Source organism: Streptomyces sp. SBT349, from assembly GCF_001083795.1.
Classification (GTDB): domain Bacteria; phylum Actinomycetota; class Actinomycetes; order Streptomycetales; family Streptomycetaceae; genus Streptomyces.
This window is the reverse complement of record NZ_LAVK01000001.1, coordinates 21,992-47,772: the sequence shown is the minus strand read 5'-3', so window position 1 is coordinate 47,772 and position 25,781 is coordinate 21,992. Positions and strand designations below refer to the sequence as shown.

The 25,781-nt window shown below is 73.1% G+C and carries 21 protein-coding genes and 1 pseudogene; 9 read left to right on the top strand and 13 right to left on the bottom strand.

Annotation, left to right across the window (positions count from 1 at the left end; translation table 11 throughout):
• Positions 1–112 precede the first annotated feature (112 nt).
• Entirely contained in the window at positions 113–535 is a 423-nt protein-coding gene (gene panD, locus ADY01_RS00180) for an aspartate 1-decarboxylase (protein ID WP_049563803.1), read from the bottom strand.
• Positions 536–613: 78 nt separating this feature from the next.
• A complete protein-coding gene (locus ADY01_RS00175) occupies positions 614–1,450 on the bottom strand; it encodes an AfsR/SARP family transcriptional regulator (RefSeq protein WP_063784071.1) in 837 nt (278 codons plus the stop codon).
• Between the two features lie 1,019 nt (positions 1,451–2,469).
• Here ADY01_RS00175 and ADY01_RS40120 point away from each other — a divergent pair.
• On the top strand, positions 2,470–3,063 hold the full coding sequence (locus ADY01_RS40120; protein WP_063784070.1) for a TetR/AcrR family transcriptional regulator: 594 nt from the start codon (positions 2,470–2,472) through the stop codon (positions 3,061–3,063).
• A gap of 69 nt (positions 3,064–3,132) precedes the next feature.
• On the opposite strand, the gene hflX is transcribed toward ADY01_RS40120, so the two are convergent.
• The 5 genes from hflX to miaA form a co-directional block, all read right to left on the bottom strand.
• Entirely contained in the window at positions 3,133–4,551 is a 1,419-nt protein-coding gene (gene hflX, locus ADY01_RS00165; protein WP_107081588.1) for a GTPase HflX, read from the bottom strand.
• Positions 4,552–4,850: 299 nt separating this feature from the next.
• Positions 4,851–6,977, bottom strand: a complete 2,127-nt coding sequence (locus tag ADY01_RS00160) for a RelA/SpoT family protein (protein WP_049563796.1) — start codon at positions 6,975–6,977, stop codon at positions 4,851–4,853.
• A gap of 158 nt (positions 6,978–7,135) precedes the next feature.
• Positions 7,136–8,032 carry a diaminopimelate epimerase gene (gene dapF, locus ADY01_RS00155; RefSeq protein WP_049563794.1) on the bottom strand — a complete coding sequence of 299 codons (897 nt, stop codon included), beginning with the start codon at positions 8,030–8,032 and terminating at the stop codon, positions 7,136–7,138.
• A 30-nt stretch (positions 8,033–8,062) separates the two neighbouring features.
• Positions 8,063–8,578, bottom strand: coding sequence for a membrane protein (locus tag ADY01_RS00150; RefSeq protein WP_049563792.1), 516 nt, complete (start codon positions 8,576–8,578; stop codon positions 8,063–8,065).
• 109 nt (positions 8,579–8,687) lie between these two features.
• Entirely contained in the window at positions 8,688–9,635 is a 948-nt protein-coding gene (miaA, locus tag ADY01_RS00145; protein ID WP_049563789.1) for a tRNA (adenosine(37)-N6)-dimethylallyltransferase MiaA, read from the bottom strand.
• Between the two features lie 114 nt (positions 9,636–9,749).
• Between miaA and ADY01_RS00140 the strand changes: the two genes are divergently transcribed.
• Positions 9,750–9,953 (top strand): hypothetical protein, encoded by a 204-nt coding sequence (locus tag ADY01_RS00140; RefSeq protein WP_049563787.1) that lies wholly within the window; start codon positions 9,750–9,752, stop codon positions 9,951–9,953.
• A 20-nt stretch (positions 9,954–9,973) separates the two neighbouring features.
• Here the strand turns inward: ADY01_RS00140 and ADY01_RS00135 are convergent, their stop codons facing one another.
• Positions 9,974–10,681 carry a hypothetical protein gene (locus tag ADY01_RS00135; RefSeq protein WP_049563783.1) on the bottom strand — a complete coding sequence of 236 codons (708 nt, stop codon included), beginning with the start codon at positions 10,679–10,681 and terminating at the stop codon, positions 9,974–9,976.
• A gap of 63 nt (positions 10,682–10,744) precedes the next feature.
• On the bottom strand, positions 10,745–12,235 hold the full coding sequence (gene miaB / locus ADY01_RS00130; RefSeq protein WP_049563781.1) for a tRNA (N6-isopentenyl adenosine(37)-C2)-methylthiotransferase MiaB: 1,491 nt from the start codon (positions 12,233–12,235) through the stop codon (positions 10,745–10,747).
• A 79-nt stretch (positions 12,236–12,314) separates the two neighbouring features.
• On the opposite strand from miaB, the gene ADY01_RS00125 reads away from it, so the two are divergent.
• Both ADY01_RS00125 and ADY01_RS00120 read left to right on the top strand, forming a co-directional pair.
• Complete coding sequence (locus ADY01_RS00125; RefSeq protein WP_053170388.1) at positions 12,315–13,313, top strand: TAXI family TRAP transporter solute-binding subunit; 999 nt, start codon at positions 12,315–12,317, stop codon at positions 13,311–13,313.
• Between the two features lie 104 nt (positions 13,314–13,417).
• A complete protein-coding gene (locus tag ADY01_RS00120; RefSeq protein ID WP_049563779.1) occupies positions 13,418–16,489 on the top strand; it encodes an alpha-mannosidase in 3,072 nt (1,023 codons plus the stop codon).
• Here the strand turns inward: ADY01_RS00120 and ADY01_RS00115 are convergent.
• Both ADY01_RS00115 and ADY01_RS00110 read right to left on the bottom strand, forming a co-directional pair.
• Positions 16,452–17,906 carry a sensor histidine kinase gene (locus tag ADY01_RS00115; protein ID WP_049563777.1) on the bottom strand — a complete coding sequence of 485 codons (1,455 nt, stop codon included), beginning with the start codon at positions 17,904–17,906 and terminating at the stop codon, positions 16,452–16,454. The genes ADY01_RS00120 and ADY01_RS00115 overlap by 38 nt on opposite strands.
• 21 nt (positions 17,907–17,927) lie before the next feature.
• A complete protein-coding gene (locus ADY01_RS00110) occupies positions 17,928–18,614 on the bottom strand; it encodes a response regulator transcription factor (RefSeq protein ID WP_049563775.1) in 687 nt (228 codons plus the stop codon).
• Positions 18,615–18,869: 255 nt separating this feature from the next.
• Here ADY01_RS00110 and ADY01_RS00105 point away from each other — a divergent pair, with 255 nt between their 5' ends.
• The 5 genes from ADY01_RS00105 to ADY01_RS00085 all read left to right on the top strand — a co-directional run bounded on the left by ADY01_RS00105 (position 18,870) and on the right by ADY01_RS00085 (position 23,863).
• On the top strand, positions 18,870–19,658 hold the full coding sequence (locus ADY01_RS00105; protein ID WP_049563773.1) for an amino acid ABC transporter ATP-binding protein: 789 nt from the start codon (positions 18,870–18,872) through the stop codon (positions 19,656–19,658).
• A 65-nt stretch (positions 19,659–19,723) separates the two neighbouring features.
• On the top strand, positions 19,724–20,533 hold the full coding sequence (locus tag ADY01_RS00100; protein ID WP_049563771.1) for a glutamate ABC transporter substrate-binding protein: 810 nt from the start codon (positions 19,724–19,726) through the stop codon (positions 20,531–20,533).
• 104 nt (positions 20,534–20,637) lie between these two features.
• Complete coding sequence (locus tag ADY01_RS00095; RefSeq protein ID WP_049563768.1) at positions 20,638–21,312, top strand: amino acid ABC transporter permease; 675 nt, start codon at positions 20,638–20,640, stop codon at positions 21,310–21,312.
• The gene (locus ADY01_RS00090) at positions 21,309–22,211 is read left to right on the top strand and encodes an amino acid ABC transporter permease (protein ID WP_049563766.1); all 903 of its coding nucleotides are present in this window, start codon (positions 21,309–21,311) and stop codon (positions 22,209–22,211) included. The genes ADY01_RS00095 and ADY01_RS00090 overlap by 4 nt, the downstream gene beginning before the upstream one ends.
• Positions 22,212–22,294: 83 nt before the next feature.
• Positions 22,295–23,863: an FAD-dependent monooxygenase gene (locus tag ADY01_RS00085; protein WP_063784069.1), complete on the top strand. Its 1,569-nt coding sequence runs from the start codon at positions 22,295–22,297 to the stop codon at positions 23,861–23,863.
• Here ADY01_RS00085 and recX read toward each other — a convergent pair.
• Together recX and recA are read right to left on the bottom strand one after the other, a co-directional pair.
• Positions 23,860–24,576, bottom strand: a pseudogene (recX, locus tag ADY01_RS00080) (recombination regulator RecX); the annotation flags it as partial. The gene ADY01_RS00085 and the pseudogene recX sit on opposite strands and share 4 nt — an antisense overlap.
• Complete coding sequence (recA, locus tag ADY01_RS00075; protein WP_049563762.1) at positions 24,486–25,649, bottom strand: recombinase RecA; 1,164 nt, start codon at positions 25,647–25,649, stop codon at positions 24,486–24,488. The pseudogene recX and the gene recA, both read right to left, overlap by 91 nt.
• Positions 25,650–25,781 lie beyond the last annotated feature (132 nt).

Here is a 25,781-nt window from a genome sequence, read left to right as displayed (position 1 = left end):
AACGCCGCCGAAACAGACGCCGGGGCCCGGCGGTCACGAGGGTGACCGCCGGGCCCCGGCGTCGTGCCGTGTCCGGCCGCTGAGTGGTGCTCGGGTGGTGCTCAGGCGGTGCTCAGGCGCGGTGGGCGGCCTGCGGGCTGCGCTCGGCGTCGCCGCCGGGCGGGGGCTCGGAGGGGTCGGCGCCCAGGCCGACCACCCGGTTGGCGCGGTCCACATGCACGACGGTGGGCCGCATGCGGCGCGCCTCGGCGTCGTCGACCTGGGTGTAGCTGATGAGGATGACCAGGTGGCCCGGCTGCACCAGGTGGGCGGCCGCGCCGTTGATCCCGATGACGCCGGAGCCGCGTTCGCCCTCGATGACATAGGTCTCCAGGCGGCTTCCGTTGTCGATGTCGACGATGTGGACCTGCTCGCCCGGCAGCAGGTCGGCGGCTTCCATCAGGGCCGCGTCCACGGTGACCGAGCCGACGTACTGCAGGTCGGCCTGGGTCACCGTGGCGCGGTGGATCTTGGATTTGAACATGGTGCGCAACACGAGCAGCTCTCCCGGTTCCGAGGGTCACGCTCTCTCGACGAGATACGTGCCGACGCGTCCATGCTAATCGAGGGGTGGTCAGGCTCCGACGGCTCCCACCCGGTCCAGGCGGTGCAGGGAGTGGCCGAACGGGGCCGAGCCGGATGCCGCTTGGGCACCCAGCCGCGGGTCGGCCAGCAGGATGGCCCGCTGGAGGTCCCGCAGCGGCTGGCCCGGCTCCAGGCCGAGCTCGTCGTGGAGGACACGGCGTGCGCTCTCGTAGACCCGCAGCGCGTCGGCCTGCCGCTCGGAGCGGTAGAGGGCGAGCATGAGCTGCCGGTAGAAGACCTCGCTCAGGGGGTTCTCGCTGATCAGCGCCTGGAGCCGGCCCACCTGTTCGCGGTGGCGACCCATGGCCAGCTGGGCGTCGATCAGCATCTCCTGGCACTCGGCGCGGGCGTCTTCCAGATACGCGGTGAACGCGCCGATCAGCGGGCCGCCGGAGACCCCGGCGAGGGCGTGGCCGCGCCACAGGGAGAGCGCGGACGTCAGTGCGGTGCAGGCGTCCTCGTGGCGGCCCTCCTGGCGGTGGGCGCGGCCCGCTCGGATGTGCGACTCGAAGGCGTGCACGTCGAGTTCGTCGTCGGGGCCGATCTGGATCGTGTAACCCGGAGGCCGGGTGACGATCGGGCTGTCGGCCGCGCCCGTCGCGGCGGCAAGGATCTTGCGGAGCTGTGACACGTAGACATGCATGGCGGCGGACGCGCGTTTGGGCGGGGAGCCGCCCCAGATCTCCTCCTTGATCCGCCCGCTCGGCACGACCTGGTCGGATCGTACGAGCAGCGCGGCCAGCAGCGTTTCGACCTTGCGGGCACCGATGTACGAGGTGCCCTCCTCACCCGTGAGGCGAAGCGGTCCCAGGATCTCGTATCTCATCAGCCTTCCCCCTTTGTCCGATACATCGGCCATAGCGACTGAACCATTCCCTACGGTAACCAACACCGGTGCGTCACACACGTATGCGAGCGGTCACACGGCGGCCGCGAGGGCGGCCCCGTCGCCGTGCCAGGAGGCGGCGGCGGGTCGACATCCGCGGTTCGGCGTCGGTCAGCGGGGCCATCCCGCGGGACGTCGGGAGGGGCGACGGTGGTATACGGGAGGTGTCGGCGGTGACCGGCGGTGCCAGGTCACCGGGCCTGGCGGCCCCCGCGCCCCCATGCCCGCGCAACGGACGGCGGCGGCCCCGGGCGTTCGCCTTCGTCCCGCGCCTCGGCCCCCGGGCCGCGGCGGGGCCGCGTGTGATCAACGCCACACCTCTGGTCTGCCGTTGCCGCTAGATCGACCCGGAGGGGCCGGGGTCAGGTGGCCGCTGCGGCGGGGGGCGAGGAGGTGCGGCGGCCCGGAGGGACCCGGTGCCGACGGCTGGTGACAGGTGCGGGCTGCCTGGGAGAGGGTCATGATGTCGGCGCTCCGGAGACCTTTTGGGGGCTACGCGGGCAGGGCTCGGTGTGGGGGCCTCTCCCGGCCGGTCGTGGCCGATCATGACCCAGATGCCTAAAGGCGACCTTGAACTGTGCTCGCGGAAGCAGGAATTGAGACATCAGTTCCCGGCTCTCGCGCCCCGGTGACCAACGATGCGGGGGCCGCCGGGCGGCGCACGCGGTCCCGACATCCCTGGCCGGCAGCGCGGCCACCCGCTGGCGGAGCGCGGTGAGAACCCCCCACGACGACGCGTTGCCGACGAGGTGAACGCCGCCCATGAGGGCGAGGAGCGGAAGGAAACCGGCGGCCGCGAGCAGTTGGCCGGAAATGGCTCGGCTCAGGCGGTGCGGGTCCGCAAGCAGAAGTCGGTATTCCGCGACGGAATCCGCCCGTGTCCCGGCGCTGGTTCCCGGCCACGCGCGGCGCGTGGCTGTGGCATCCTCAGGTGCACTCGGGAGGACGGAGGCCGATCCGTGACCGCACCACACCGGTTGCGTGCGGACGCCGCACGCAACCGCGCGAACATCCTGCGCGCCGCGCGCACGTTGTTCGCCGCGCGGGGAGAGGGCGCGGGGATCGACGAGATCGCCCGGGAGGCCGGGGTGGCGGTGGGGACCCTGTACCGGCACTTCCCGACCAAGGCCGATCTCGTCCAGGCGATCGTGGGCGACCTCGTCCACCGCATCTTCACGGCTCTCGACGAGGCGGTCGCCCGGATCGACGCGGGCGGCAGCGCCTTCGCCGAACTGGCGTTACTGGCCGGGCGCATCAGCGAAGCGGCCGGCACGGACCGCACCGTCAGGACCGCGATCGGCCCCCTCGGGATGAGGGCGGACCAGGAGCTGGCCCGGAGGGGCGGGAGCCTCCTGTCGCGCATCGTCGCGGCCGGTCACGCGGAGGGATCGCTGCACCGGGACGTCACGGCGGCCGATCTCATGCTCGCCCTGGGCAATCTCCCGGGCGACGACCTGCCCGAGGCCGCGCGGCGGCGGTGGGTCCAGCTCGTGCTGCGCGGCCTCGCGGCCGACCCGGCGCGCGTGAGCGGTGCCGTGGCCGTACATGCCTGAGGGGCCGCCCCACGGGCGGCCCCTCAGGCAGTGCGCGAGCGAGCACGCTCGCCGCGGGAACCGGGGCGGTCAGCCCCGGACGGCCGGGACGTACGGTTCGAGCAGCGCACCCAGCTCCGGGTGCACCCGAACCGTGAGCAGCGTGCCCTCGGCGGTGTGCTCCTCGGAGAGGACCTCGCCCTCCGCGTGCACGCGGGAGACCAGACCACCCTCGGTGTAGGGCACCAGGACCCCCAGCTCCACGGCGGGGCGCGGCAGTTCGTCGTCGATCCACTCGAGGAGCCGGTCGAGCCCCAGGCCGGTGCGCGCCGAAACGGCGATGGCCCGCTTCTCGGCCCGCAGCAGCCGCTGGAGCGTCAGCTCGTCCGCGGCATCCGCCTTGTTGAGCACCACGATCTCGGGGATGTCCTTCGCCCCCACCTCGCGGATCACCTCACGGACGGCCGCGAGCTGCTCCTCGGGCACCGGGTGCGAGCCGTCCACCACGTGCAGGATCAGGTCGGCCTCGCCGACCTCCTCCATGGTGGAGCGGAACGCCTCCACCAGGTGGTGGGGCAGGTGGCGCACGAAGCCCACGGTGTCGGCCAGGGTGTACCCGCGCCCGCTGGGCGTGGTCGCCCGGCGCACGGTCGGGTCCAGCGTGGCGAACAGCGCGTTCTCCACGAGGACTCCGGCGCCGGTCAGCTGGTTCAGCAGGGAGGACTTGCCCGCGTTGGTGTAGCCGGCGATGGCGACGGACGGCACCTTGTTGCGGTGGCGCTCCTGCCGCTTGAGCTCCCGGCCGTGCTTCATGTCCGCGATCTCCCGGCGCATCTTCGCCATCTTCTCGCGGATCCGCCGCCGGTCGGTCTCGATCTTGGTCTCACCGGGGCCGCGGGTGGCCATCCCCCCGCCACCGCTGCTGGAGCCACCGCCGCCCATCTGGCGCGACAGCGACTGGCCCCAGCCGCGCAGCCGCGGCAGCATGTACTGCATCTGGGCGAGCGACACCTGCGCCTTGCCCTCACGGGACTTGGCGTGCTGGGCGAAGATGTCCAGGATCAGGGCGGTCCTGTCGACCACCTTCACCTTGACGACATCCTCCAGGTGGATCAGCTGACCCGGACTCAACTCACCGTCGCACACGACGGTGTCGGCGCCGGTCTCCAGCACGAGGTCCCTGAGCTCCTGCGCCTTGCCCGAGCCGATGTAGGTGGCCGGGTCCGGCTTGTCGCGGCGCTGGATCACGCCGTCGAGCACCAGGGCGCCCGCGGTCTCGGCCAGGGCGGCGAGCTCCGCGAGGGACAGCTCCGCGTCCCGCGCGGTACCGGAGGTCCAGACGCCGACGAGCACCACGCGCTCCAGACGCAGCTGCCGGTACTCGACCTCGGTGATGTCCTCCAGCTCGGTCGAGAGCCCGATGACACGGCGGAGTGCGGCGCGCTCGTCGCGCTCGAACTGATCGCCGTCCACGTCGTCGAACTCGCTCCGGGCGACGTCCTCATCCATCAGGGCGTCGGCCCGGCGGCCCGCGGTGCGGCGCTGGTGATCCTGAGGAAGGGAAGAGAAGGTCAATGCGTTCCTTAAAGTCGGGGGAAGACGGCGAGGCTCGGACGGCCTCGGCCGGCGCTTGGACGCCGGGGAACTGTCAGCTCTTCAACGCCCGTGCGACTCGGAACATTCCCGGCCGCGCGTCCCATGGTGGCACGGTGCCACCCCCGCGTCACCCCGATTAGCACGCGGCGCGGTGGCGTGCCCACCCGGGTGCGGGGCCGGCGCCGGGCCCCGGGCCGTCCCGGGATCCGGACTCAGGACTGGAGGCGGGCCGCGCGGGTCACGTCGTAGACGCCCGGCACCCGGCGCATCGCGCGCATCAGGCGGGGAAGCCCGGAGGAGTCGGGCAGTCGCAGCGTGTAGGTGTGGCGGACGCGGTGCTCGCGGGGGGGCTCGACCTCGGCGGCGAGCACGGCCGCGCCGTGGGCGGCCAGGGCCTCGGTGAGGTCGGCGAGCAGCTCGGGGCGGCCGAGGGCCTCGGCGTGCAGGGTGACGCGGCAGCCGATGGAGTCCGAGCGCCAGGTCACCGGCAGCGGACGGCGCCCGGCGGCGGTCATCCGCACCGCGGACGGGCAGTCCTCGCGGTGCACGGTGACGGCGCCGCCACGCACGGTGAAGCCGCTCACCCCGTCGGGCGGGACGGGCGTGCAGCAACGCGCCAGGCGCACCGGGGCCTCGGGGGCACCCGCGACGAGGGCGGCCGCGCTGTCGGCCGGGTCCGCCGCCTCCCGGCGGGACGCGGGCGCCGCGGCCCCGGCCGTGGCTCCGAGCGGCGGAACGGGCTCGGGGCCCGGCTCCGCGCCGGTGGCGGCGCCGCTGTCCAGCCAGTGGCCGATCGGGATGCGGGCGGCGGGCGTGGTGGCGTACCCCAGCCACTCGGGCGAGGGGCCCGTGCTGCCGTCGGGCGCGAGCAGGAGGTGCACCGTGTCGCCGTCGTGGAGCACGGTGCGCAGGGTGGCGAGCCGCCCGTTGACGCGGACGCCGATGCAGGCGTGGGCGTCCTGCCCGTGCCGGGCGTAGGCCGCGTCCACGCAGGTCGCGCCGACCGGGAGCTGGAGGGGGCCCGCGTCCGCCGCCTCGCCGAAGACCGTGATCTCGCGGTCCTTCGCCAGCTCGTCGCGGAGCGCGGTCCAGAAGGTGTCGGGGTCGGGGGCCTGCCGCTGCCAGTCGAGCAGCCGGGAGAGCCAGCCGGGGCGGGTCGGGTCGACGCGTTCGCCCTCGTCGGCCTCGCCCTCGCCCGCGCGGTGCGGGTCGCCCAGCGCGACCACGCCCGCCTCCGCGACGCGGTGCATGGCGTGCGTGCGCACCAGCACCTCGGCGATCCGCCCGCCGCCGAAGGCGAAGGCGGTGTGCAGCGACTGGTACAGGTTGAACTTGGGGACGGCGATGAAGTCCTTGAACTCGGAGACCACCGGCGTGAAGCAGGTGTGCAGCTCGCCCAGCGCGGCGTAGCAGTCCGCGTTCTCCGGGACGAGGATCAGGAGCCGGCCGTAGTCGAAGGAGCCGGGCTCGCCGCGTTTCAGCCGAACGCGGTGCACCGACAGCACATGCCGGGGTCTGGTGACGACCTGGGCGGTGACCCCGGCCTCGCGCAGCACCTCGCGGACCGCGACGGCGGCCTCGGCCAGCGGGTCGGGGCGCCGGGCGTGACGGCGGATCAGCTCCCGGGCCAGCGCGTGCTCCTCGGGATGGAGGATGGCGAAGACCAGATCCTCCAGCTCCGTCTTCACGGCCTGCACGCCGAGGCGCTCGGCGAGCGGGATCAGCACGTCGCGGGTGACGCGGGCGATGCGGGCCTGCTTCTCGGGGCGCATCACGCCGAGGGTCCGCATGTTGTGCAGGCGGTCGGCGAGCTTGATGGACATCACCCGCACGTCGCTGCCGGTGGCCACGAGCATCTTGCGGAACGTCTCGGGCTCGGCCGCGGCGCCGTAGTCCACCTTCTCCAGCTTGGTGACGCCGTCCACCAGATGGCCGACCTCGTCGCCGAAGTCGGCGCGGACCTGGTCGAGGGTCACCTCCGTGTCCTCGACCGTGTCGTGGAGGAGGGAGGCGGTGAGCGTCGTGGTCTCGGCGCCGAGCTCGGCGAGGATCAGCGTGACGGCGAGCGGGTGCGTGATGTAGGGCTCGCCGCTCTTCCGCATCTGCCCGCGGTGCGCGAATTCGGCCAGCAGGTAGGCACGGCGCAGGGCGTCGAGATCGGCGCGCGGGTGGTGGCGGCGGTGGGCCTGGGCCACATGCTCGATGGCGTCGGGGAGCCGGTCGCGCACGGTGGAGCGGATGACGGCGGCGCGGCCGAGCTGCCGCAGCCGCAGCACGTCTCTTCGGTGGCCCCGGCGTTCACGGGCGGCGCCGCCCGGTGTGGTCGCCTCTGCACTCATGGGGTGGGCACCTCCCGCGGTCTGTTGACCGGACCGCGGCTGACGTCGATCGATTCGAGGGATTCCCGCAGCGGCGCCGGTGCTTGATGCTACCGAGCCCACCACGGTGCACCCGCCGACGTCCGCCCCTATCGTGGTGGATCACCCATTCGAGTGACTTATGTTCTGTGAAACGTGGCTGAAATATGCGGCGTCACCGGCCAGGATTGATGCAGCCAGGCGGCGTCCAGCGTCCCCTCGGCGACGATCACGGCCGGGCCCTTCATGGTGACCTGGCCCTCCGGGTCCTCGCTGACCACCAGCCGCCCACCCGGGACGTCCACGGTGTAGGTGGCCCGGCGGCCGTCCGCCGCCGGGTCACGACCGTCCCGCCGGGCGGCGGCGACCATCACGGCGCACGCGCCGGTGCCGCAGGAGCGCGTCTCGCCCGAGCCCCGCTCGTGCACCCGGAGCGCGACGTGCCCGGGGCCGCGGTCCACGACGAACTCCACGTTCACCCCGTGCGGATACGCGGCGGCGGGGTGGACGGCGGGCGGGTCGAGCAGCGGGCCCGCGTGGTCGAGGGCGCCGACGAACGCGACCGCGTGCGGGTTCCCCATGTCGACGTGGCGTGCGGGCCAGGTCCGCTCCCCCACCGTGACGGTGACCGACTCCCCCGGGCCCCCGGGCAGCGTGGCCGGTCCCATGGACACCGTGATGTCACCGTCGTCCTCGAACCGCACCCGGCGCACCCCCGCGCGGGTGGCGACGGGGAGGGAGTCGCCCTCGGCCAGCCCGGCGCGCCGGAGGTAGCGCGCGAAGACCCGCACGCCGTTCCCGCACATCTCGGCGATGCTGCCGTCGGCGTTGCGGTAGTCCATGAACCACTCGGCCTCGCCGGCCGCGCGCACGACGCGCAGCAGGCCGTCGGCGCCGAGGCCCGCGCGCCGGTCGCACAGGCGCGCGACGGTGGCGGCCGAGAGGTCGAGCCGGTCGTCAGGATCGGGAATGATCACGAAGTCGTTCTCCGTGCCGTGCCCCTTGAGGAACGGCACGGGCTGCTGTGCGGTGCCCACGGGCCCGAGCGTAACGGATCGTGACGACACTCAGCGCAGCGCGGCCACCCGCATGACGGCGAGCACGGCGAGGACCGAGACGCCGAGTCCGTAGAGCGCCAGCAGCCGCCAGTCGGGGCGCTGCCCCGAGCCGCGCGGGGGCAGGCCGGGCCAGGTGTAGCCGACGCGGCGGGCGGCCATCATGCCCCACCCGGCGGCGCTGCACCCGATGAGGAGGCCCAGCATGGCGACCACGGCGCCCGCCTCGTCGAAGGCGAAGGCGAGCGGGAAGGCGAACATCAGGGAGCCGAGCAGGCTCAGCAGCACGATGGGCGCGAAGAGGGTGAGCCTCAGCCGCCGGGGCGGGCGCAAGTCGGCATAGGACTCGTCCCTGTTGAAGTCGTCGATGATCTCGACGGCCTGATCCTCCGGCAGCGGCTCGCCGTCGGGCAACAGCTCGCCGTCGGGCAGCAGTTCCCCTTCGGGCAGCAGTTCCGCGTCGGGGGGGAGCCGTCGGGGCGGAACGTCCTCCGTCATGCCGTTGCTTTCCCGGGGGCCGGCCTCCATCGCCACGCGCCCTCCAGACTCAACGGCTTCACGGTTGCGACATCGCTCGATGATGGCACGCTCGGGGACCGGTCCCGCCCGCTTGGGGCGTCCCGATGCCATCACGTGATCAGGATGTGACCGTCCGTTCGAGCAGCTCCCACGCACGTTGCTCAAGCTCATCGGCAGCCTCGCGCGCCCCGCTCAGCCAGCGCACGCGCGGGTCGCGCCGGAACCAGCTCTCCTGCCGGCGGGCGAAGCGTCTGGTGGCGCGAACGGTCTGGGCGCGCGCCTCCTCCTCGTCGTACTCCCCGGCCAGCGCCGCGAGCACCTGCTGGTAGCCGATCGCCCTCGACGCGGTGCGCCCCTCGCGCAGTCCGGCGCGTTCGAGGGAGCGGACCTCATCGACCAGGCCCGCGCTCCACATCCGGTCCACGCGGGCGGTGAGCCGCTCGTACAGCTCGGCGCGTTCGACGCCGACGCCGATGTGGAGGGTGCGGTAGACGGATCCGTCGTCGGCGGCGCCCGGCAGCCGTGCGGTGAACGGCTGCCCGGTGATCTCGATGACCTCCAGCGCCCGGACGATGCGCCGCCCGTTGCTCGGCAGGATGGCGCGGGCGGCGGGCGGGTCGGCGACGGCGAGCCTGGCGTGCAGCGCGCCGCTGCCCTCCCGGCCCAGCTCCTCCTCGAGAGCGGCCCTGACCTCCGGGTCGGTGCCGGGGAATTCGAGGGCGTCGACGGCGCCGCGGACATAGAGGCCCGTGCCCCCGACCAGCACCGGGGTGCGGCCCTCGGCGAGCAGCGCGTCGATCCGCTCGCGGGCCAGCCGCTGGAACGCGGCGACGCTCGCGGTCTCGGTGACGTCCCAGACGTCGAGCAGGTGGTGCGGCACGCCCTGCCGCTCGGCGGGGGTCAGCTTGGCGGTGCCGATGTCCATGCCGCGGTAGAGCTGCATGGCGTCGGCGTTGACCACCTCGCCGCCCAGCCGTCTGGCCAGGGCGATGCCGAGGTCCGACTTGCCGGCCGCGGTGGGCCCGACCACGGCGACGACCTGGGGGGCACCGGATGCGCTGCTCACACGGGGCAGTCTCCCAGATCCGGGCCCGCCTCCTCGAACGAGCGACGTGACGCCGCTGGTCGCGGGTCGTTGCTGGTTCCGAACCGTTCAATGTGAGGAAGGTCGGGAGTTGTCATGGGAGTGATTGCCTGGTTCCGTGGCCGCGGCAAGGGTCCGCAGGAGCCGCCGGAGGAGACCCCGGGGGCGGCGCCCGAGGAGGCGCCCGGCGCCGCCGAGGCCGGGGCCGAGGCCGAGGGGGACGCGGTGGGGATCCCCCAGCAGACCGGCTCCGCACAGGCCGCGGACAGCGAGGCGGGCGAGGGCGCGGCCAAGCCCTGACGGGCCCGGCCCACGACCGCCTACGACCAGGAGGCCACGAAGTAGCCCACGCCGTACGGGGCTTCGTCGTACAGCAGCCGCCCCGCGAGCCCGGCCTCCTCGGCCGCCCCGGCCAGCAGCTGCCAGCTGGAGCGGCCGGCCGCGTGCAGTTCCTCGGCCAGCTCGGCGTCCAGCGCGGCCAGCGCGGCGGTGTTCGCCGCGCCGAGCGCCCGCGCCGCCGCGGCGTCGAACGCGGCGGCGCGCTCGTCGAACGCGCCGGGGGCGCGAGGCGCCCGGCACGCGCTGCCGTCGCCCATCACCAGCAGCGCCAGACGCCCGGGGCCCGCCGCGATCTCACGGCCGACGTCGGCACAGCGCTGTGGCTCGAGGGGTTCACCGACCCCGAGCCCTTCGACGGGGGCGGCGCTCCAGCCGGTGCGCTCCAGCAGCCAGGCGCCGACGGTCAGCGACGTCGGCAGCTCCCGTTCTCCCGGATCGCCCTTGCCGAGGGCGACCTCGACCTCGACGCCGAATCCGCGCAGCGACCCCCTGGTGCCCGCGGGGAACGCGCCACGCTCCGGCTGGGCGGCGGGACCCACGACCAGCAGGCGGTCGGGGCGGGCGGCGGTGAGGACGCCGAGGGCGTCGTCGCAGGCGGCGCGTGCGGCGTCGAGCTCGGACGCGGCGCCCCCCGCCACCTCGGGCACCAGCAACGGCGGACAGGGGCAGACGGCTGCGGCGACGAGCATGGCGGCAGCCTAACCCCCGGCCGGGACGGCCGCCGGTCGGCGGCGATCCGTGGGCGGCGGCGGTCAGTGGGCGGCGCAGCCGCCGACCGCGGGCTCGGGGTCGGCGGGCGGGCCGACCGCGGGGAGGCCCAGCATCACGCCGGGCGCCCTCTCGGCGGGCACGGCGGTGCGGCGCTCCCAGGCGTCGCCGGCGCGGGTGCGGCGGACGGCCTCGGTCGGGCCCTCGGCCAGCAGGTGGTGGGGGGCGGCGTAGGTGACGGTGACGGTGGCCATGTCGCCGGGGCGGACCGGCATCTGGGGCCTGGTGAAGTGCACCAGGCGGTTGTCGGGGGCGCGGCCGGACAGGCGCCGCGTGGCGTCGTCCTTGCGACCCTCGCCCTCGGCGACCAGCACCTCGACGGTGCGGCCGACCTGCCTCTTGTTCTCCGACCAGGAGATGTCGTCCTGGAGCGCGACCAGCCGCTCGTAACGGGCCTGGACCGTCTCCTTGGGGATCTGTCCCTCCATGTCGGCCGCCGGGGTGCCGGGCCGCTTGGAGTACTGGAAGGTGAACGCCTGGGCGAACCGGGCCTGGCGCACCACGTGCAGGGTGTCCTCGAAGTCGGCCTCGGTCTCGCCGGGGAAGCCCACGATGATGTCGGTGGTGATGGCGGCCTCGGGGAGGGCGGCGCGGACCTTCTCGATGATGCCGAGGTAGCGCTCCTGCCGGTAGGAGCGGCGCATGGCGCGCAGCACCCGCGACGAGCCGGACTGGAGCGGCATGTGCAGCTGGGGCATCACGTTCGGCGTCTCGGCCATCGCCTCGATGACGTCGTCGGTGAAGTCGCGCGGGTGGGGCGAGGTGAAGCGGACGCGCTCCAGGCCCTCGACGCGGCCGCAGGCGCGCAGGAGGTGGGAGAACGCCCGCCGGTCGCCGATGTCGGAACCGTAGGCGTTCACGTTCTGGCCGAGCAGGGTGATCTCGGAGACCCCCTCGGCGACCAGGGCCTCGATCTCGGCGAGGATGTCGCCGGGGCGGCGGTCCTTTTCCTTCCCACGCAGCGCGGGGACGATACAGAACGTGCAGGTGTTGTTGCAGCCGACGGAGATCGCGACCCAGGCCGCGTAGGCGCTCTCGCGCCGGGTCGGCAGGGTGGAGGGGAACGCCTCCAGGGACTCGGCGATCTCCACCTGGGCCTCTCGCCGCACCCTGGCCCGCTCCAGCAGGACGGGGAGGCTGCCCACGTTGTGTGTGCCGAAGACGACGTCCACCCAGGGGGCGCGGCTGACGATGGTGTCGCGGTCCTTCTGCGCCAGGCAGCCGCCGACGGCGATCTGCATGCCGGGGCGGGCGGCCTTGCGGGGGGCGAGCTGGCCCAGGTTCCCGTAGAGGCGGTTGTCGGCGTTCTCCCGGACGGCGCAGGTGTTGAACACCACGACGTCGGCGCCCTCGGCCTCCGGGGCGGCCGGAACGTAGCCGGCCTGCTCCAGCAGCCCGGCCATCCGCTCGGAGTCGTGGACGTTCATCTGGCAGCCAAACGTCCGGACTTCGTAGGTGCGCGCGACTTCGGGCATGCGAGAACTCAATCCCATTCGGTACGAGAAGCGGATACCGCAGGTCCCCAAGTCTACGTTCCGCTGATAGCTTGCTCGGATGCTCTCCGTGCGTTCCCCACGGCGGCGGTCCGCGCCGCTCGTGCTGGGCGTTCTCGTGGTGCTGGCCCTGGTGGCCGCGCTGCTGTGGCGGCCCCTGGTCGGGAGCGACGACCGGGTCGTCGGTTCGGTGACCCTGAGCACCGGGGTGAACAGCGGAGTCTACGCCAAGTACGGGCAGCTGCTTCAGGGGCAGTTGGCGAACGACGCGCCCGCCCTCGACATGGCGCTCCGGCCGAGCGTCGGATCCCTGGAGAACCTGGCCCGCCTCGCCTCGGGCGAGGCCGACTACGCCATCGCCACCGCCGATTCGATCGCCGTCTACCGGTCCGAGGGCCGCGAGGGCGCCGACCGGCTGCGGGCCTGCGCGCGGCTGTACGACGACTACATCCAGCTGGTGGTGCCCGCCGGTTCGCCGGTGCGCAGGACCGAGGACCTGGCCGGGCTGCGGGTGGGCGTCGGACAGGACAGGTCGGGCGTCCAGCTGGTGACGCGCGAGCTGCTCGCCGCCGCGGGCCTGGACATGGACCGCGACGTGGACGCGGCCCGGGCGGGCATCGACGACATGCCGCGGATGCTGGAGGCGGGCCGCATCGACGCGTTCTTCTGGTCGGGCGGGCTGCCCACCACGGCGGTCGCACGGCTGTCGAGCTACCTGGACATCCGGCTGGTGCCCCTGGGCGACCTGCTGCCCGAGCTCAGCGAGCGGGGCCCGTACACCGAGTACTACCGCGCCGCCGTCATGCCGCCCGACGCCTACCCCGAGATCTCGGACTCCCAGGTGGTGGACACCATCGCGGTGGCGAACCTGCTGGTGACGACCGAGGAAGCCGACCCGGCGATCGCCGAGGAGATCACCCGCTCGGTGATCAACGGCCGCGACCGGATCGGGCGCCAGGTGCACGCGGCCCAGCGGGTGGATCTGCGGACGGCGATCTACACGCAGCCCCTGGAGCTGCACCAGGGCGCCCGCGACTACTACCGGTCGGTCAAGTCGTGATCTGACCGGCCGCTCCCCTTTTCCCTGTCCCCCACTCATCCGTTCCGTTCCGATCCTGCCCGTAATTGCAACGTCACGCATCACGAGACATTCGGAGTAGCACCATGCACGACGACCGCACGCTGGTCGAAGACCGTCTTGCCCGGGTCCTGAAGGAGCGGATCCGGCCCGCCGTCCACCGCGACCCCGTGCCGTTGACCGTCGAGCGCTGGGACGCCCCGGGCGAGCCCGTTCCCGTGGCCGAGGCACTGGGCGCCGCGTACGGGCCGGCCGCGGCGGGGGACCCGTGGGGCCCGGCCTGGGGCACCACATGGCTCCGGCTCACCGGACGGGTCCCGGCCGAGTGGGCCGGGCGGACGGTCGAGGCGGTGATCGACCTCGGCTTCGACCGGATGATGCCCGGCTTCCAGTGCGAGGGCCTGGCATACCGGCGCGACGGCCAGGCCGTGAAGGGGCTGAACCCCTACAACGACTGGGTGCGGATCGCCGAGGCGGCCGAGGGCGGCGAGGAGGTGGAGCTGTTCGTCGAGGCGGCGGCCAATCCCATCCTCAACGAGGCGGAGCCCAGCGAGCTCGGCGACCGGCTCACCGCGGGCGACGAGCCCCTGTACCGCCTGGCGCGCATGGACCTCACGGTCTTCGAGCCCCAGGTGTGGGAGCTGGCGCAGGACCTCGACGTGGTGGGCGGGCTGATGAGCCAGCTGGGCGTCGAGGACGCCCTGCGCTGGACGCTGCTGCGGGCGATCGAGGGGGCGCTCGACGCGCTGGACCTCGAGGACGTGGCGGGCAGCGCCCCGGCCGCGCGGGAGCGGCTGGCCGGGGTGCTCGCCTCCCCCGCCCACGCGACCGCGCACCGGATCAGCGCGGTCGGCCACGCGCACATCGACTCGGCGTGGCTGTGGCCGCTGCGCGAGACCGTGCGGAAGGTGGCCCGCACCTCGGCGAACGTGGTCGCGCTCATGGACGACCACCCGGAGTTCGTCTTCGCCATGTCGCAGGCCCAGCAGCTGGCCTGGCTGAAGGAGCACAGGCCGGAGATCTTCGCGCGGGTGCGGGAGAAGGTCGCGGACGGGACGTTCGTGCCGGTGGGCGGGATGTGGGTGGAGTCCGACACCAACATGGTGGGCGGCGAGGCCATGGCCCGGCAGTTCGTGTACGGCAAGCGGTTCTTCCTGGAGGAGTTCGGGATCGAGACCGATGAGGTGTGGCTGCCGGACTCGTTCGGCTACACCGGCGCGCTGCCGCAGCTGGTGAAGCTGTCGGGGTCGACGTGGTTCCTCACGCAGAAGATCTCGTGGAGCAGGACCAACACGTTCCCGCACCACACCTTCTGGTGGGAGGGCATCGACGGCACCCGCGTATTCACGCACTTCCCGCCGGTGGACACCTACAACTCCGACCTGAGCGGGCGCGAGATGGCGCACGCGGCGCGCAACTACCGTGAGAAGGGGCGCGGGACACGTTCGCTGGCGCCCTTCGGCTGGGGGGACGGCGGCGGCGGTCCCACCCGCGAGATGCTGGCCCGCGCGGCCCGGCTGCGGGACCTGGAGGGCTCGCCGCGGGTGGAGATCGAGCGGCCCTCGGCGTTCTTCGGCAAGGCCCACGAGGAGTACCCGGACGCGCCGGTGTGGGTGGGCGAGCTCTATCTGGAGCTGCACCGCGGCACCTACACATCGCAGGCCAAGACCAAGCAGGGCAACCGGCACAGCGAGTCGCTGCTGCGGGAGGCCGAACTGTGGGCCGCGACCGCGGCGGTCGCCGTGGACGGCTACGCGTACCCCTACGAGGAGCTGGAGCGGATCTGGAAGACGGTGCTGCTCCACCAGTTCCACGACATCCTGCCCGGCTCGTCCATCGCCTGGGTGCACCGCGAGGCCAGGGAGACCTACGCGCGGCTGCGCGAGGAGCTGCTCGCCCTGGTGGACGGGGCGCAGCGGGCGCTGGCCGGAAATGGGAACGGGGACGGGGACGGGAGCGGGGACGGGGAGGGCACCGTGGTGTTCAACGCGGCCCCGCACGAGCGCGGGGGCATCCCGGCGGGGGGCGCGGCGCCCCGACCCGACCTGCCCCAGGCGCCGGTGCACGCCGAGGAGCGCGCGGGCGGCGGGTTCACGCTGGCCAACGGCCTGCTGCGGGTGGAGATCGACGCCCGGGGCCTGGTGGTCTCGGCCGTGGACCTGCCAGCGGGCCGCGAGGCGATCGCCCCCGGAGCCGCGGGCAACCTGCTCCAGCTCCACCCCGACCTGCCGAACCACTGGGACGCCTGGGACGTCGACGCGTTCTACCGCAACAGCGTGTGCGACCTCACGGACGTGGAGGCGCTGTCGCTGGAGGCCGCGGACGGCGGTGCCGCGACGGTGGAGGTGGCGCGTTCCTTCGGCGCCTCGCGGGTGGTGCAGCGGCTCACGCTGCGCGCCGGCACGCGCGTTCTGGAGGTCGACACCGAGATCGACTGGCACGAGCGGGAGAAGATCCTGAAGGCCGCGTTCCCGCTGGACGTGAAGGCCGACGCCTCGGCCGCCGAGACGCAGTTCGGCCACGTGTTCCGGCCGACGCACACCAACACCTCGTGGGAGGCGGCCAAGTTCGAGATCTGCGCGCACCGCTGGATCCAGGTGGGCGAGCCCGGCTGGGGTGCCGCGGTGGTCAACGACTCGACCTACGGGCACGACGTGACCCGCGAGGTGCGCGAGGACGGCGGCCAGACCACGACCGTCCGCCTGTCGCTGCTGCGCGCGCCGCGCTACCCCGACCCGGAGACCGACCAGGGGAGCCACCGGCTGCGGTACGCCCTGGCGCCCGGGGCGACGATCGGCGACGCGGTCCGCGAGGGCCACGGGCTCAACCTGCCGGAGCGCCTGGTGCCGGGCCGGGCCACCGTGGAGCCGCTGGTCACCGTCGTGGACGGCGGGGCGATCGTCGCGGAGGCCGTGAAGATGGCCGACGACCGCACCGGCGACGTGGTGGTGCGCCTGTACGAGTCGGCGGGCGGCCGGGCACGCGGCCGGCTGGTGACGGGCTTCCCGCTCGCCGCCGTGGAGACGACCGACCTGCTGGAGCGCCCGCTCGGTGACGGGCGGGAGCACACGGTCGGCGAGGACGGCGGCGTGGAGCTGGCGCTGCGGCCGTTCGAGATCCTCACGCTCCGGCTGCGCCGGGCGGCAGCTCGCGGCTGACCGCGCCGGGCGCCGCGTCCTCCGGGGCGTGGCGCGGGACGGCGACGATCACCCGCAGGCCGTGCGGCTCGTTCGCGGCATAGGTGATCGTCGCCCCTCCGGCGGCCAGCAGCGCGGCCACGATGGAGAGGCCGAGGCCGGAGCCGGAGACGTTCTGGTGGCGGCCGCTGCGCCAGAAGCGGTCGCCGATCCGGTCCAGCTCGTCCCCCGCCAGCCCGGGGCCGTCGTCGGCGGTCTCGATGGTGACGGACTCGCCGTTCGGCGTGAGGACGACGCGGACCTCGCCGCCGCCCGGGGTGAACTTCAGCGCGTTGTCGACAATGGCGTCCAGCGCGCTGGAGAGCCCCACCGGGTCGGCCCACCCGGTGGCGGCCGAGGCACCCTCGAACCGCAGCGTCACGCCGCGGCGGTCGGCGACCGGGCGCCAGGCGTCGACGCGTTCGCGGGCGAGCGCGGCCACGTCCGTGACGCGCAGGTCGGCGGGGGTGCCCTCGGCGAGCGCGAGGCCGAGCAGGCCGTCCAGGACCCGCGCCAGCCGGACGCCCTCGGCCCGCACCGAGGCGAACTCCTCGTTGTCCTCGGGCAGTTCGAGACCCAGCAGGTCGATCCGCAGCAGCAGCGCGGCCAGCGGGTTGCGCAGCTGGTGGGAGGCGTCGGCGACGAAGGCCCGCTGCTGTTCCAGGACCTCCTCGACGTGGTCGGCCATCTCGTTGAACGAACGCGCCAGGCTGCGCAGCTCGGGCGGCCCGCTCGCGGCGGCGACCCGGGCGGTCAGGCTGCCGGTGGTGATGGCGTGGGTGGCCCTGTCGAGCACCCGCACCGGGCGCAGCACCCAGCGGGTCAGGCCGAACGCGGCGGCGACGGCCAGCAGCATCGCGGCGGCCTCCCCCGCGGCGATGCCGAGCCAGCCGCGCAGGATGCGGGAGCGCAGCGGCCCGGTCGGGGAGTCGATGACCACCACCGCGATCACGTCGCCGTCCCTGATCACCGGGGAGGCGACGACCAGCCGCCGGTCCAGGGCCCAGGGCCACACCTGGGCGGGGCCCTGGCTGCGGCGGCCCGCCAGGGCCTCGGCGAACTCCTCGCCGCCGACCCCGCCGGGCACCTCCCATCCGGCGGGAGCGACCGCGAGCGGCTCCCCGTCGCGCTGGAAGACGCCGGCCTTGATGCCGTAGACGTCGTGGTAGGTCGCCAGTTCGTCGCCCAGGGTGGCCAGGCGCTGGCGTCCGGCCGCGCCGGGGGCGGCGGAGTCTGCGGCGAACTGCGTGAGGGAGGCGAAGCGCGCGGTGTCGTCGATGCGGTCCACGACGACACGCTGCTGCTCGCTGCGGGCCTGGCTGGTGGCCAGCGGGATGCCGAGGGCGAGCAGGACGCCGGTCAGCAGCACGATGAGCAGGGGGAGAAGCCGCGAGCGCATGAGGGTTCCCGTCCGCGCCGGTCAGGCCGGGGGTATGGCCAGGCGGTAGCCGACGCCGCGGACCGTCTCCACCAGTTCGGGCCTGCGCAGCTTGGAGCGCAGGGAGGCCACGTGCACTTCGAGGGTGCGGCCGGTCCCCTCCCAGCTGGTCTGCCAGACGTCGCTGATGATCTGCTCGCGGCGGAAGACCACACCCGGGCGCTGGGCGAGCAGCGCGAGCAGGTCGAACTCCTTGCGGGTCAGCGTGACCGGCTGCCCGTCCACGGTCACCTGGCGGGTGGCGAGCTCGACGGTCACCGGGCCCAGGGCCAGCACGTCCTCCCGCTCCCCCGGCTCGGCGGCCTCCTCGGGACCGGTGCGGCGGCTGACCGCGTGGATGCGGGCCAGCAGTTCCCCGGTGTCGTAGGGCTTGACCACGTAGTCGTCCGCACCCAGATTGAGACCGTGTATGCGGGAGCGCACGTCCGCGCGGGCGGTCACCATGATGATCGGCACCGATGTGAGACGCCGGATCCGGCCACATACCTCGAAGCCGTCGAGATCGGGCAGGCCGAGATCCAGAAGCACCACGCCGAAGGACTTGTCGCGCAGCAGGCCCAGCGCCTCCTCGCCGCCGCGGGCCCGGACGACGTCGAAGCCGTGCTTGCCCAGCACCGCGACCAGGGCAGCGGCGACGTGCTCGTCGTCCTCGACAAGGAGCAGTCTCATCCCGCGGCTTCCTCTCCGGCCTTTCCGGCTTTCCGGCTCACTCCGCATCCATCCCGATGCGGACGTCCCACGTCAAGGGAAACGGGACGAGCTGAACGCTTCCGTTATTCACCGCTCACGACAGGCGACGGACAGTAACTCTCCGCAACTGGGAGGCAACCGGATCGTTATGCTCAATTTCCCCTCAGATCAGGTGACGGTGTGATCCATGCTGGCTAGGGTCCGTGCAACCGACGAGGACGGAGCAAGACCACGATGAGCGATGTGCCGCTGGCCAAGGAGGCCGCCGACGCAGTGCCGCCCCCGGCGGATGATCTCGTCGTCCTGGACAGCGTGAACAAGCACTTCGGCGCGCTCCACGTGCTCCAGGACATCAACCTGACGATCAAGCGCGGCGAGGTCGTCGTCGTGATCGGCCCCTCGGGCTCGGGCAAGTCCACGCTGTGCCGGGCGATCAACCGCCTGGAGACCATCGACGACGGCAGCATCAGCATCGACGGCCGCCCCCTTCCCGAGGAGGGCAAGGAGCTGGCCCGGCTGCGCGCCGATGTGGGCATGGTCTTCCAGTCCTTCAACCTGTTCGCGCACAAGACGGTCCTGGACAACGTCGCGCTGGGCCCCATCAAGGTCCGCGGCCAGGACAAGGCGCTCGCCAGGAAGCGCGCGCACACCCTGCTCGACCGCGTGGGCGTGGGCAACCAGGCCGACAAGTACCCGGCACAGCTCTCCGGCGGGCAGCAGCAGCGGGTGGCGATCGCCCGCGCCCTCGCCATGGAACCGAAGGTGATGCTCTTCGACGAGCCCACCTCGGCACTGGACCCCGAGATGATCAACGAGGTCCTCGAAGTCATGCAGCAACTGGCCCGTGAGGGCATGACCATGGTCGTGGTCACGCATGAGATGGGCTTCGCCCGCTCCGCCGCCAACCGCGTGGTGTTCATGGCCGACGGTCGCATCGTCGAAGAGGCCGACCCCCACCAGTTCTTCGACAACCCGCGGAGCGACCGCGCGAAGGACTTCCTTTCGAAGATCCTCCAGCACTGATGCGCCGCCGCATGTCGCACGCGTTCACCTCCATACCTCAGAGACAACAAGGGGGAACTCCCATCATGAGACTTCGCAAGGCAAGCGCCCTCGCCGCCTCCGCCGTCGCCCTCGCCCTGACCGCCACGGCCTGTGGCGGCGGCGGTGACGACGAAGGCATCGTCATCGGCATCAAGTTCGACCAGCCGGGCCTCGGCCTGCTGACCGAGGACGGCGACTACGAGGGCTTCGACGTGGACGTCGCCCGTTACATCGCCGGCGAACTGGGCTACGAAGAGGACCAGATCGAGTTCGAAGAGGCCCCCAGCCCCGACCGCGAGCAGCTGCTGGAGCGCGGGGACGTCGACATGATCGCCGCCAGCTACTCGATCACCGAGGAGCGCGAGGCGCAGGTCGACTTCGCCGGGCCGTACTTCATCGCCCACCAGGACCTCCTGATCCGCGCGGGCGAGGAGGTGCCCAGCACCGAGGCGATCAACGACCTGACGCTCTGCTCGGTCGCCGGCTCCACCTCCGCCGCGAATGTCCAGGAGGACTTCGCGCCGGACGCCGCCCTCGAGGACTTCAACACCTACTCTGAGTGCCTCACCGGCCTGGAGAACGGCGGCATCGACGCGCTGACCACCGACGACTCCATCCTCGCCGGCTACGCCGCGCAGGAGGAGCACCAGGGCAAGTTCGCCCTCGCGGGCCTGGAGCTGAGCGACGAGTACTACGGCGTCGGCCTGCCCAAGGACTCCGAGGACCTGGAGGACGTCAACGCCGCCATCGAGCAGATGGTGGAGGACGGCACCTGGGCCGAGCTGGTCGAGGAGCACTTCGGCCCGGCCGGCTACGAGGCCGACCCCGCCCCCGAGATCGGGGCGCGTCCCTGACCCTGGCCCGCTCAGGGCCCAGGTGGCGCGCCGCCCCGAGGCGGGGCGGCGCGCCACACCCCTTTCCGCCATCCGCCCTCCGCTAGGCGAGACTGCGAGATTCCGTGTTCGACTTCCTTGACCTCGACAGGTATGACCTGTTCGGAGCGTTCTGGACGACGGTGCAGCTCACCGTCCTCTCCGGGATCGGGTCCCTCATATGGGGAACGGTCCTCGCCGGGATGCGCGTCAGCCCGGTCCCGATCATGCGGGCGTTCGGCACCGCCTACGTGCACATCGTCCGCAACACCCCGCTGACGCTGATCATCGTGGGCTGCTCGCAGCTCCTCGCCTACACGCTGGGCATGACGCTGTGGGCCGACTTCGGCACCGACAGCCTCTCCTTCCGGCTGGCCGTCCTCGGGTTCGTCCTCTACACCTCGACCTTCGTCTGTGAGGCGCTGCGGTCCGGGATCAACACGGTGCCGGTCGGCCAGGCCGAGGCGGCGCGGGCGCTCGGGCTCAACTTCACGCAGGTGCTGACGCTGATCGTGCTCCCCCAGGCGTTCAGGTCGGTGGTCGCGCCGCTGGCGAACGTGCTGATCGCCCTCACCAAGAACACCACGGTGGCGGCGGCCATCGGCGTCGCGGAGGCCGCCCTGCTGATGCGGGACATGATCGAGAAAGAGGCCCAGCTGATACCGATCGCGCTCCTGTTCGCCTTCGGATTCATCGTTCTCACGCTGCCGACGGGGCTCGCCCTCGGCTGGGTGGCCAAGCGCGTGGCGGTGAAGCGATGAGCAACCTCTCCGTTCTCTACGACGCCCCCGGGCCGCGCGCCCGGCGGCGGAATCTCCTCATCGCCGTCGTCTTCCTCGTCGTGCTCGCGCTGGGGGCCTGGTGGGTGCTGGGCGTCCTGGACGAGAAGGGCCAGCTGGCCTGGGAGAAGTGGGAGCCGTTCACCCAGAGCAACGTGTGGACGACCTTCATCCTGCCCGGCATCGAGGGCACTCTCACGGCGGCGGCCCTCTCCATGGTGATCGCGCTCCCGCTGGGCGCGGTGCTGGGCATCGGCCGGCTCTCCGAGCACGCCTGGGTGCGGGTCCCCGCGGGCGCCGTGGTCGAGTTCTTCCGCGCGATCCCCGTGCTGCTGCTGATGCTGTTCGCCAACGAGGCGTACGCCATGTGGACCGACATCGACCGCGACGTGCGGCCGCTGTACGCGGTGGTGACGGGCCTGGTCCTGTACAACGCCTCGGTGCTGGCCGAGGTCGTGCGCGCCGGCGTGCTCTCGCTGCCCCGGGGGCAGACGGACGCGGCCAAGGCGATCGGCATGCGCAAGGGGCAGCTCATGGTCTTCGTGCTGCTGCCCCAGGCGGTCACCGCGATGCTGCCGGCGATCGTCAGCCAGCTGGTCGTCATCGTCAAGGACACCGCGCTCGGCGGCGCGATCCTGAGCTACGACGAGCTGATGGGCAGCGTCGGCCTCATCGACGGCAACTTCGCCAACCTGCTGGCCGCCTTCGCCGTGGTCGGCGTGATCTACGTCCTGCTGAACTTCCTGCTGACCAGCTTCGCGAGCTGGCTGGAGAACCGGATCAGGCGCGGCAAGCGCGGCACGGGCGCCGTGCTCTCCACCACCGTGACCGAGGAGATGAACGCCGGCGGCGAGGTACAGGGGCCCGGCGGCCCCCGGTAAGGGCCGGCCGTCGGGGCCCGGCGCAACCGGCCCGCCGAGGGGCCGACTTGACGCCCGATTCCCGCTGCCGTTGCATACATGCTGTGCTGCCCGTGATCATCGCCGGCGCGGGCCCCGTGGGGCTCGCGCTGGCGCTTGCCCTGGCCGGGCACGGAGTCCCGACCGTCGTGCTCGACGGCGCCCAGGGACCGCCCCCCGTGCGCCTCGCCCGCACCTGCGTGCTGCCGCACGACATCGCCCACTGGGCCGGGATGCCGGGGACCGGCGGGCACGCCCCGGCGTGGACCGCCTGGCGGTCCACGCAGCGGGGCAGGACCGTGCTGCACGAGCGGCTCGACCCGGAAGCGGCCCCGCGCCATGTCCCGCAGCACGCCCTGGAGCGGGCGCTGCGGGACGCGGTGGCGCGGCAGGAGCTGGTCCGGATCGCCAGGGGCCACCGGATCACCGACCTGGAGCAGCGCGAGCACGAGGTGCTCGCGCACTCCGTCGCCCACGCGCCCGAGGGGCGGCCCGACCTGACCCGGCAGTGGCGCGGCAGCCACCTCGTCGGCTGCGACGGGCCCCGCTCCACCGTGCGGAAGCTGCTGCGGATCCCCTTCCCCGGCCGCACCGGGGTCGAACGGTTCGCGGTGGCGGCCGTCGGCGCCGAGCTGCCCTGGCCGGACGAGGCCGGGCTGCACCGCGGGCTTCCGGCCGGCGAGGTCACGGCCCGGCCGCTGGCGGGGGACCGGTGGCGGCTCGACTGGCCGCTGCCCCCGGACAACGGGCTGGTCACCCCCGACGCCCTGCTGGAGCGGGTGCACACCACCCTGGCGGCCTGGCACGGCGGGGACCTGCCGCCCCATGAGCTCCTCGACACCGGCGTGCACGTCTGCCATCAGCGGCTGGCCCGCGGCTGGCGTTCGGGGCGCGCCTTCCTGGCGGGCGACGCGGCCCACCTGCTCGGCGCGCTCGGCACCCAGCAGGTCGCCGAGGGCCTGCGCGACGCCGACAACCTGGCCTGGAAGCTCGCCGTCGCCTGCCACGAGGGCGACGCCGACTCCCTGCTCGACAGCTACCAGGCGGAGCGGCGCATCGCCGTCGGCGCCCGGCTGCGCGCCGTCGACCAGGCACTTCCGCTGGTGCGCGGCCGGGGCGGGCTGACCACGCGGCTCGCGGCCCGGGGCGGCGGCAGGCTGACGCTGCTCGCCGACAGCCACCTGGGCCGGGGCGCCCTGGGCGCCCCGCCGCGGTACGGCTCCTCCCCCATCGCCTGCGCCCCGCGCCGGGCCGCGGTCACCGAGACGGCGACCGGCGCGCCGGTCGCCGACGTGCCGGTGATCACCCTGGAGGGGGACCTGGGGCGGCTGCGGGACCGGCTCGGCGGCCCGCTGCTGCTGGTCCTGACCGCGCCGGGGGCGCGGGTGTGGGACGCCAGGCACTGGCTGACGGCCGGGCTGATGCCCGAGCTGGCCGCGACGGCGAACACCCTGCCGCTGCCCGCGGAGCTGCTGGTGACCGAGGAGTATCCCGGGGCCGGTGCGCACACCCTGCTGGTGGTCCGCCCGGACGGCCACCTCGCCGCCGCCCTCCCGGGCGCCGACCAGCAGTCCCTCCGTGCCTGCGTGGCCGTCCTGCGCGGCAGGACCGAGGAGCCCGAACCGGCGCGCTAGAACGCCCCGTCCCGCTCCCCGTCCGGACCCGGGCCGCCCGTCTCCGTGCCGCCGTCGGCGGCCTGTGCCGCGAGCGCCTCGCGGACCACCCGCAGCGCCAGCTCCTCCGCGTAGCCCTTCCTCGCCAGCATGGCGACCAGCCGCCGCAGCCGCTTCACCGGCTCGACGCCCCGCGTGGAACGCAGCCTGCGCTCCACCAGGGCTCGGGCGGTCTCCTCCTCGCGCTCCGGGTCGAGCTGGGCGACCGCCTCCGCGATCACCGGCGCCGCCACCCCCTTGGTCCGCAGCTCGCGGGCGAGGGAGGTGCGCGCCAGACCCCGCCCGTGGTGCCGGGACTCGACCCACGCCGCCGCGAACGCGGCATCGTCGATGAGCCCGGCCTCCTCGAAGCGGTCGAGGACTTCCGTGATCGCTTCCTCGGGGATCTCCCGCTTGCGCAGGGCGTCCGTCAGCTGCCGCCGGGTGCGCGGGGTCCCGGTGAGCAGGCGCAGGCAGATCGCCCGCGCCCGCTCGACCGGGTCCCGTGGTGCGCGCGGTGGCCCCTCACCGGCCCTCGACGCAAAGGGGCCACCGCTGTCCTGGGGTGCCGGGCGCTCCGGCCATTCGCTGCGCCGGGTCACCGTCAGCTCTTGGCCACCGCGGGCTTGGCGGCCCGGGGTGCCTTGGCCGCCGGGGCGGCTGCCGGCGAGGTCGCTGCCGGCGGGGTGGCCGCCGCCGCGGCTGTCGTCGCGGTGGCCTCGGCGACGACGCCCGCCGCGTCCTTGTCCGGCTCGCCAACGGGCGCCTCGGTCTTCGGGCCGATGCCGAGCTTCTCCTTGATCTTCTTCTCGATCTCGTTGGCGAGGTCGGGGTTGTCCCGCAGGAAGTTCCTCGCGTTCTCCTTGCCCTGGCCGAGTTGGTCGCCCTCGTACGTGTACCAGGCGCCGGACTTCCGGATGAACCCGTTGTCCACGCCCATGTCGATCAGGCCGCCCTCGCGGCTGATCCCGAAGCCGTAGAGGATGTCGAACTCGGCCTGCTTGAAGGGGGGCGCCACCTTGTTCTTGACGACCTTGACCCGCGTCCTGTTGCCCACGGCGTCGGTGCCGTCCTTGAGCGTCTCGATGCGGCGGATGTCCAGCCGCACCGAGGCGTAGAACTTCAGCGCCCGGCCGCCCGTGGTCGTCTCCGGGGAGCCGAACATGACGCCGACCTTCTCACGGAGCTGGTTGATGAAGACCGCCGTGGTCTTCGACTGGTTGAGCGCGCCGGTGATCTTCCGCAGGGCCTGGCTCATCAGCCGGGCCTGGAGGCCGACGTGCGAGTCGCCCATCTCGCCCTCGATCTCGGCCCGCGGGACCAGGGCCGCGACGGAGTCGATGACGATGAGGTCGAGCGCGCCGGAGCGGATGAGCATGTCCGTGATCTCCAGCGCCTGCTCGCCGTTGTCCGGCTGGGACAGGATCAGCTGGTCCACGTCCACCCCGAGCTTCTGGGCGTACTCGGGGTCGAGCGCGTGCTCGGCGTCCACGAACGCGACCGTGCCGCCCGCCTTTTGGGCGTTGGCCACGGCGTGGAGCGTCAGTGTCGTCTTGCCCGAGGCCTCGGGGCCGAAGACCTCCACCACCCGGCCACGCGGCAACCCGCCCACGCCGAGGGCCACATCGAGGGCCGTGGAGCCGGTGGGGATGATCTCGATCGGCTCGTTCGGCCGCTCACCCAGGCGCATCACCGCGCCTTTGCCGAACTGCCGTTCAATCTGGGCGAGAGCGGCTTCAAGTGCCTTCTCGCGGTCCGTACCTGCCATGGGTGCCACCCGGTCCGTCTGATTAGATCGCTTCACATCACGGACGCTAGCGCCCGCCACTGACAATCGCCGATTGCCCTTCCATGAGAATGGCTGTTCGATTTGCGTGTCAAGTGACTCCCGTGATCTGTG

Bases quoted from the DNA above. Each gene is read 5' to 3' on its own strand.
- recA (WP_049563762.1), bottom strand. From the start codon at position 25,649: ATGGCAGGTACGGACCGCGAGAAGGCACTTGAAGCCGCTCTCGCCCAG.
- ADY01_RS00090 (WP_049563766.1), top strand. From the start codon at position 21,309: ATGAGCAACCTCTCCGTTCTCTACGACGCCCCCGGGCCGCGCGCCCGG.
- ADY01_RS00105 (WP_049563773.1), top strand. From the start codon at position 18,870: ATGAGCGATGTGCCGCTGGCCAAGGAGGCCGCCGACGCAGTGCCGCCC.
- ADY01_RS00160 (WP_049563796.1), bottom strand. From the start codon at position 6,977: ATGAGTGCAGAGGCGACCACACCGGGCGGCGCCGCCCGTGAACGCCGG.
- ADY01_RS00135 (WP_049563783.1), bottom strand. From the start codon at position 10,681: ATGCTCGTCGCCGCAGCCGTCTGCCCCTGTCCGCCGTTGCTGGTGCCC.
- ADY01_RS00110 (WP_049563775.1), bottom strand. From the start codon at position 18,614: ATGAGACTGCTCCTTGTCGAGGACGACGAGCACGTCGCCGCTGCCCTG.
- ADY01_RS00140 (WP_049563787.1), top strand. From the start codon at position 9,750: ATGGGAGTGATTGCCTGGTTCCGTGGCCGCGGCAAGGGTCCGCAGGAG.
- ADY01_RS00150 (WP_049563792.1), bottom strand. From the start codon at position 8,578: ATGGAGGCCGGCCCCCGGGAAAGCAACGGCATGACGGAGGACGTTCCG.
- ADY01_RS00115 (WP_049563777.1), bottom strand. From the start codon at position 17,906: ATGCGCTCGCGGCTTCTCCCCCTGCTCATCGTGCTGCTGACCGGCGTC.
- ADY01_RS00120 (WP_049563779.1), top strand. From the start codon at position 13,418: ATGCACGACGACCGCACGCTGGTCGAAGACCGTCTTGCCCGGGTCCTG.
- hflX (WP_107081588.1), bottom strand. From the start codon at position 4,551: ATGGATGAGGACGTCGCCCGGAGCGAGTTCGACGACGTGGACGGCGAT.
- ADY01_RS00175 (WP_063784071.1), bottom strand. From the start codon at position 1,450: ATGAGATACGAGATCCTGGGACCGCTTCGCCTCACGGGTGAGGAGGGC.
- ADY01_RS00125 (WP_053170388.1), top strand. From the start codon at position 12,315: ATGCTCTCCGTGCGTTCCCCACGGCGGCGGTCCGCGCCGCTCGTGCTG.
- ADY01_RS00100 (WP_049563771.1), top strand. From the start codon at position 19,724: ATGAGACTTCGCAAGGCAAGCGCCCTCGCCGCCTCCGCCGTCGCCCTC.
- miaB (WP_049563781.1), bottom strand. From the start codon at position 12,235: ATGCCCGAAGTCGCGCGCACCTACGAAGTCCGGACGTTTGGCTGCCAG.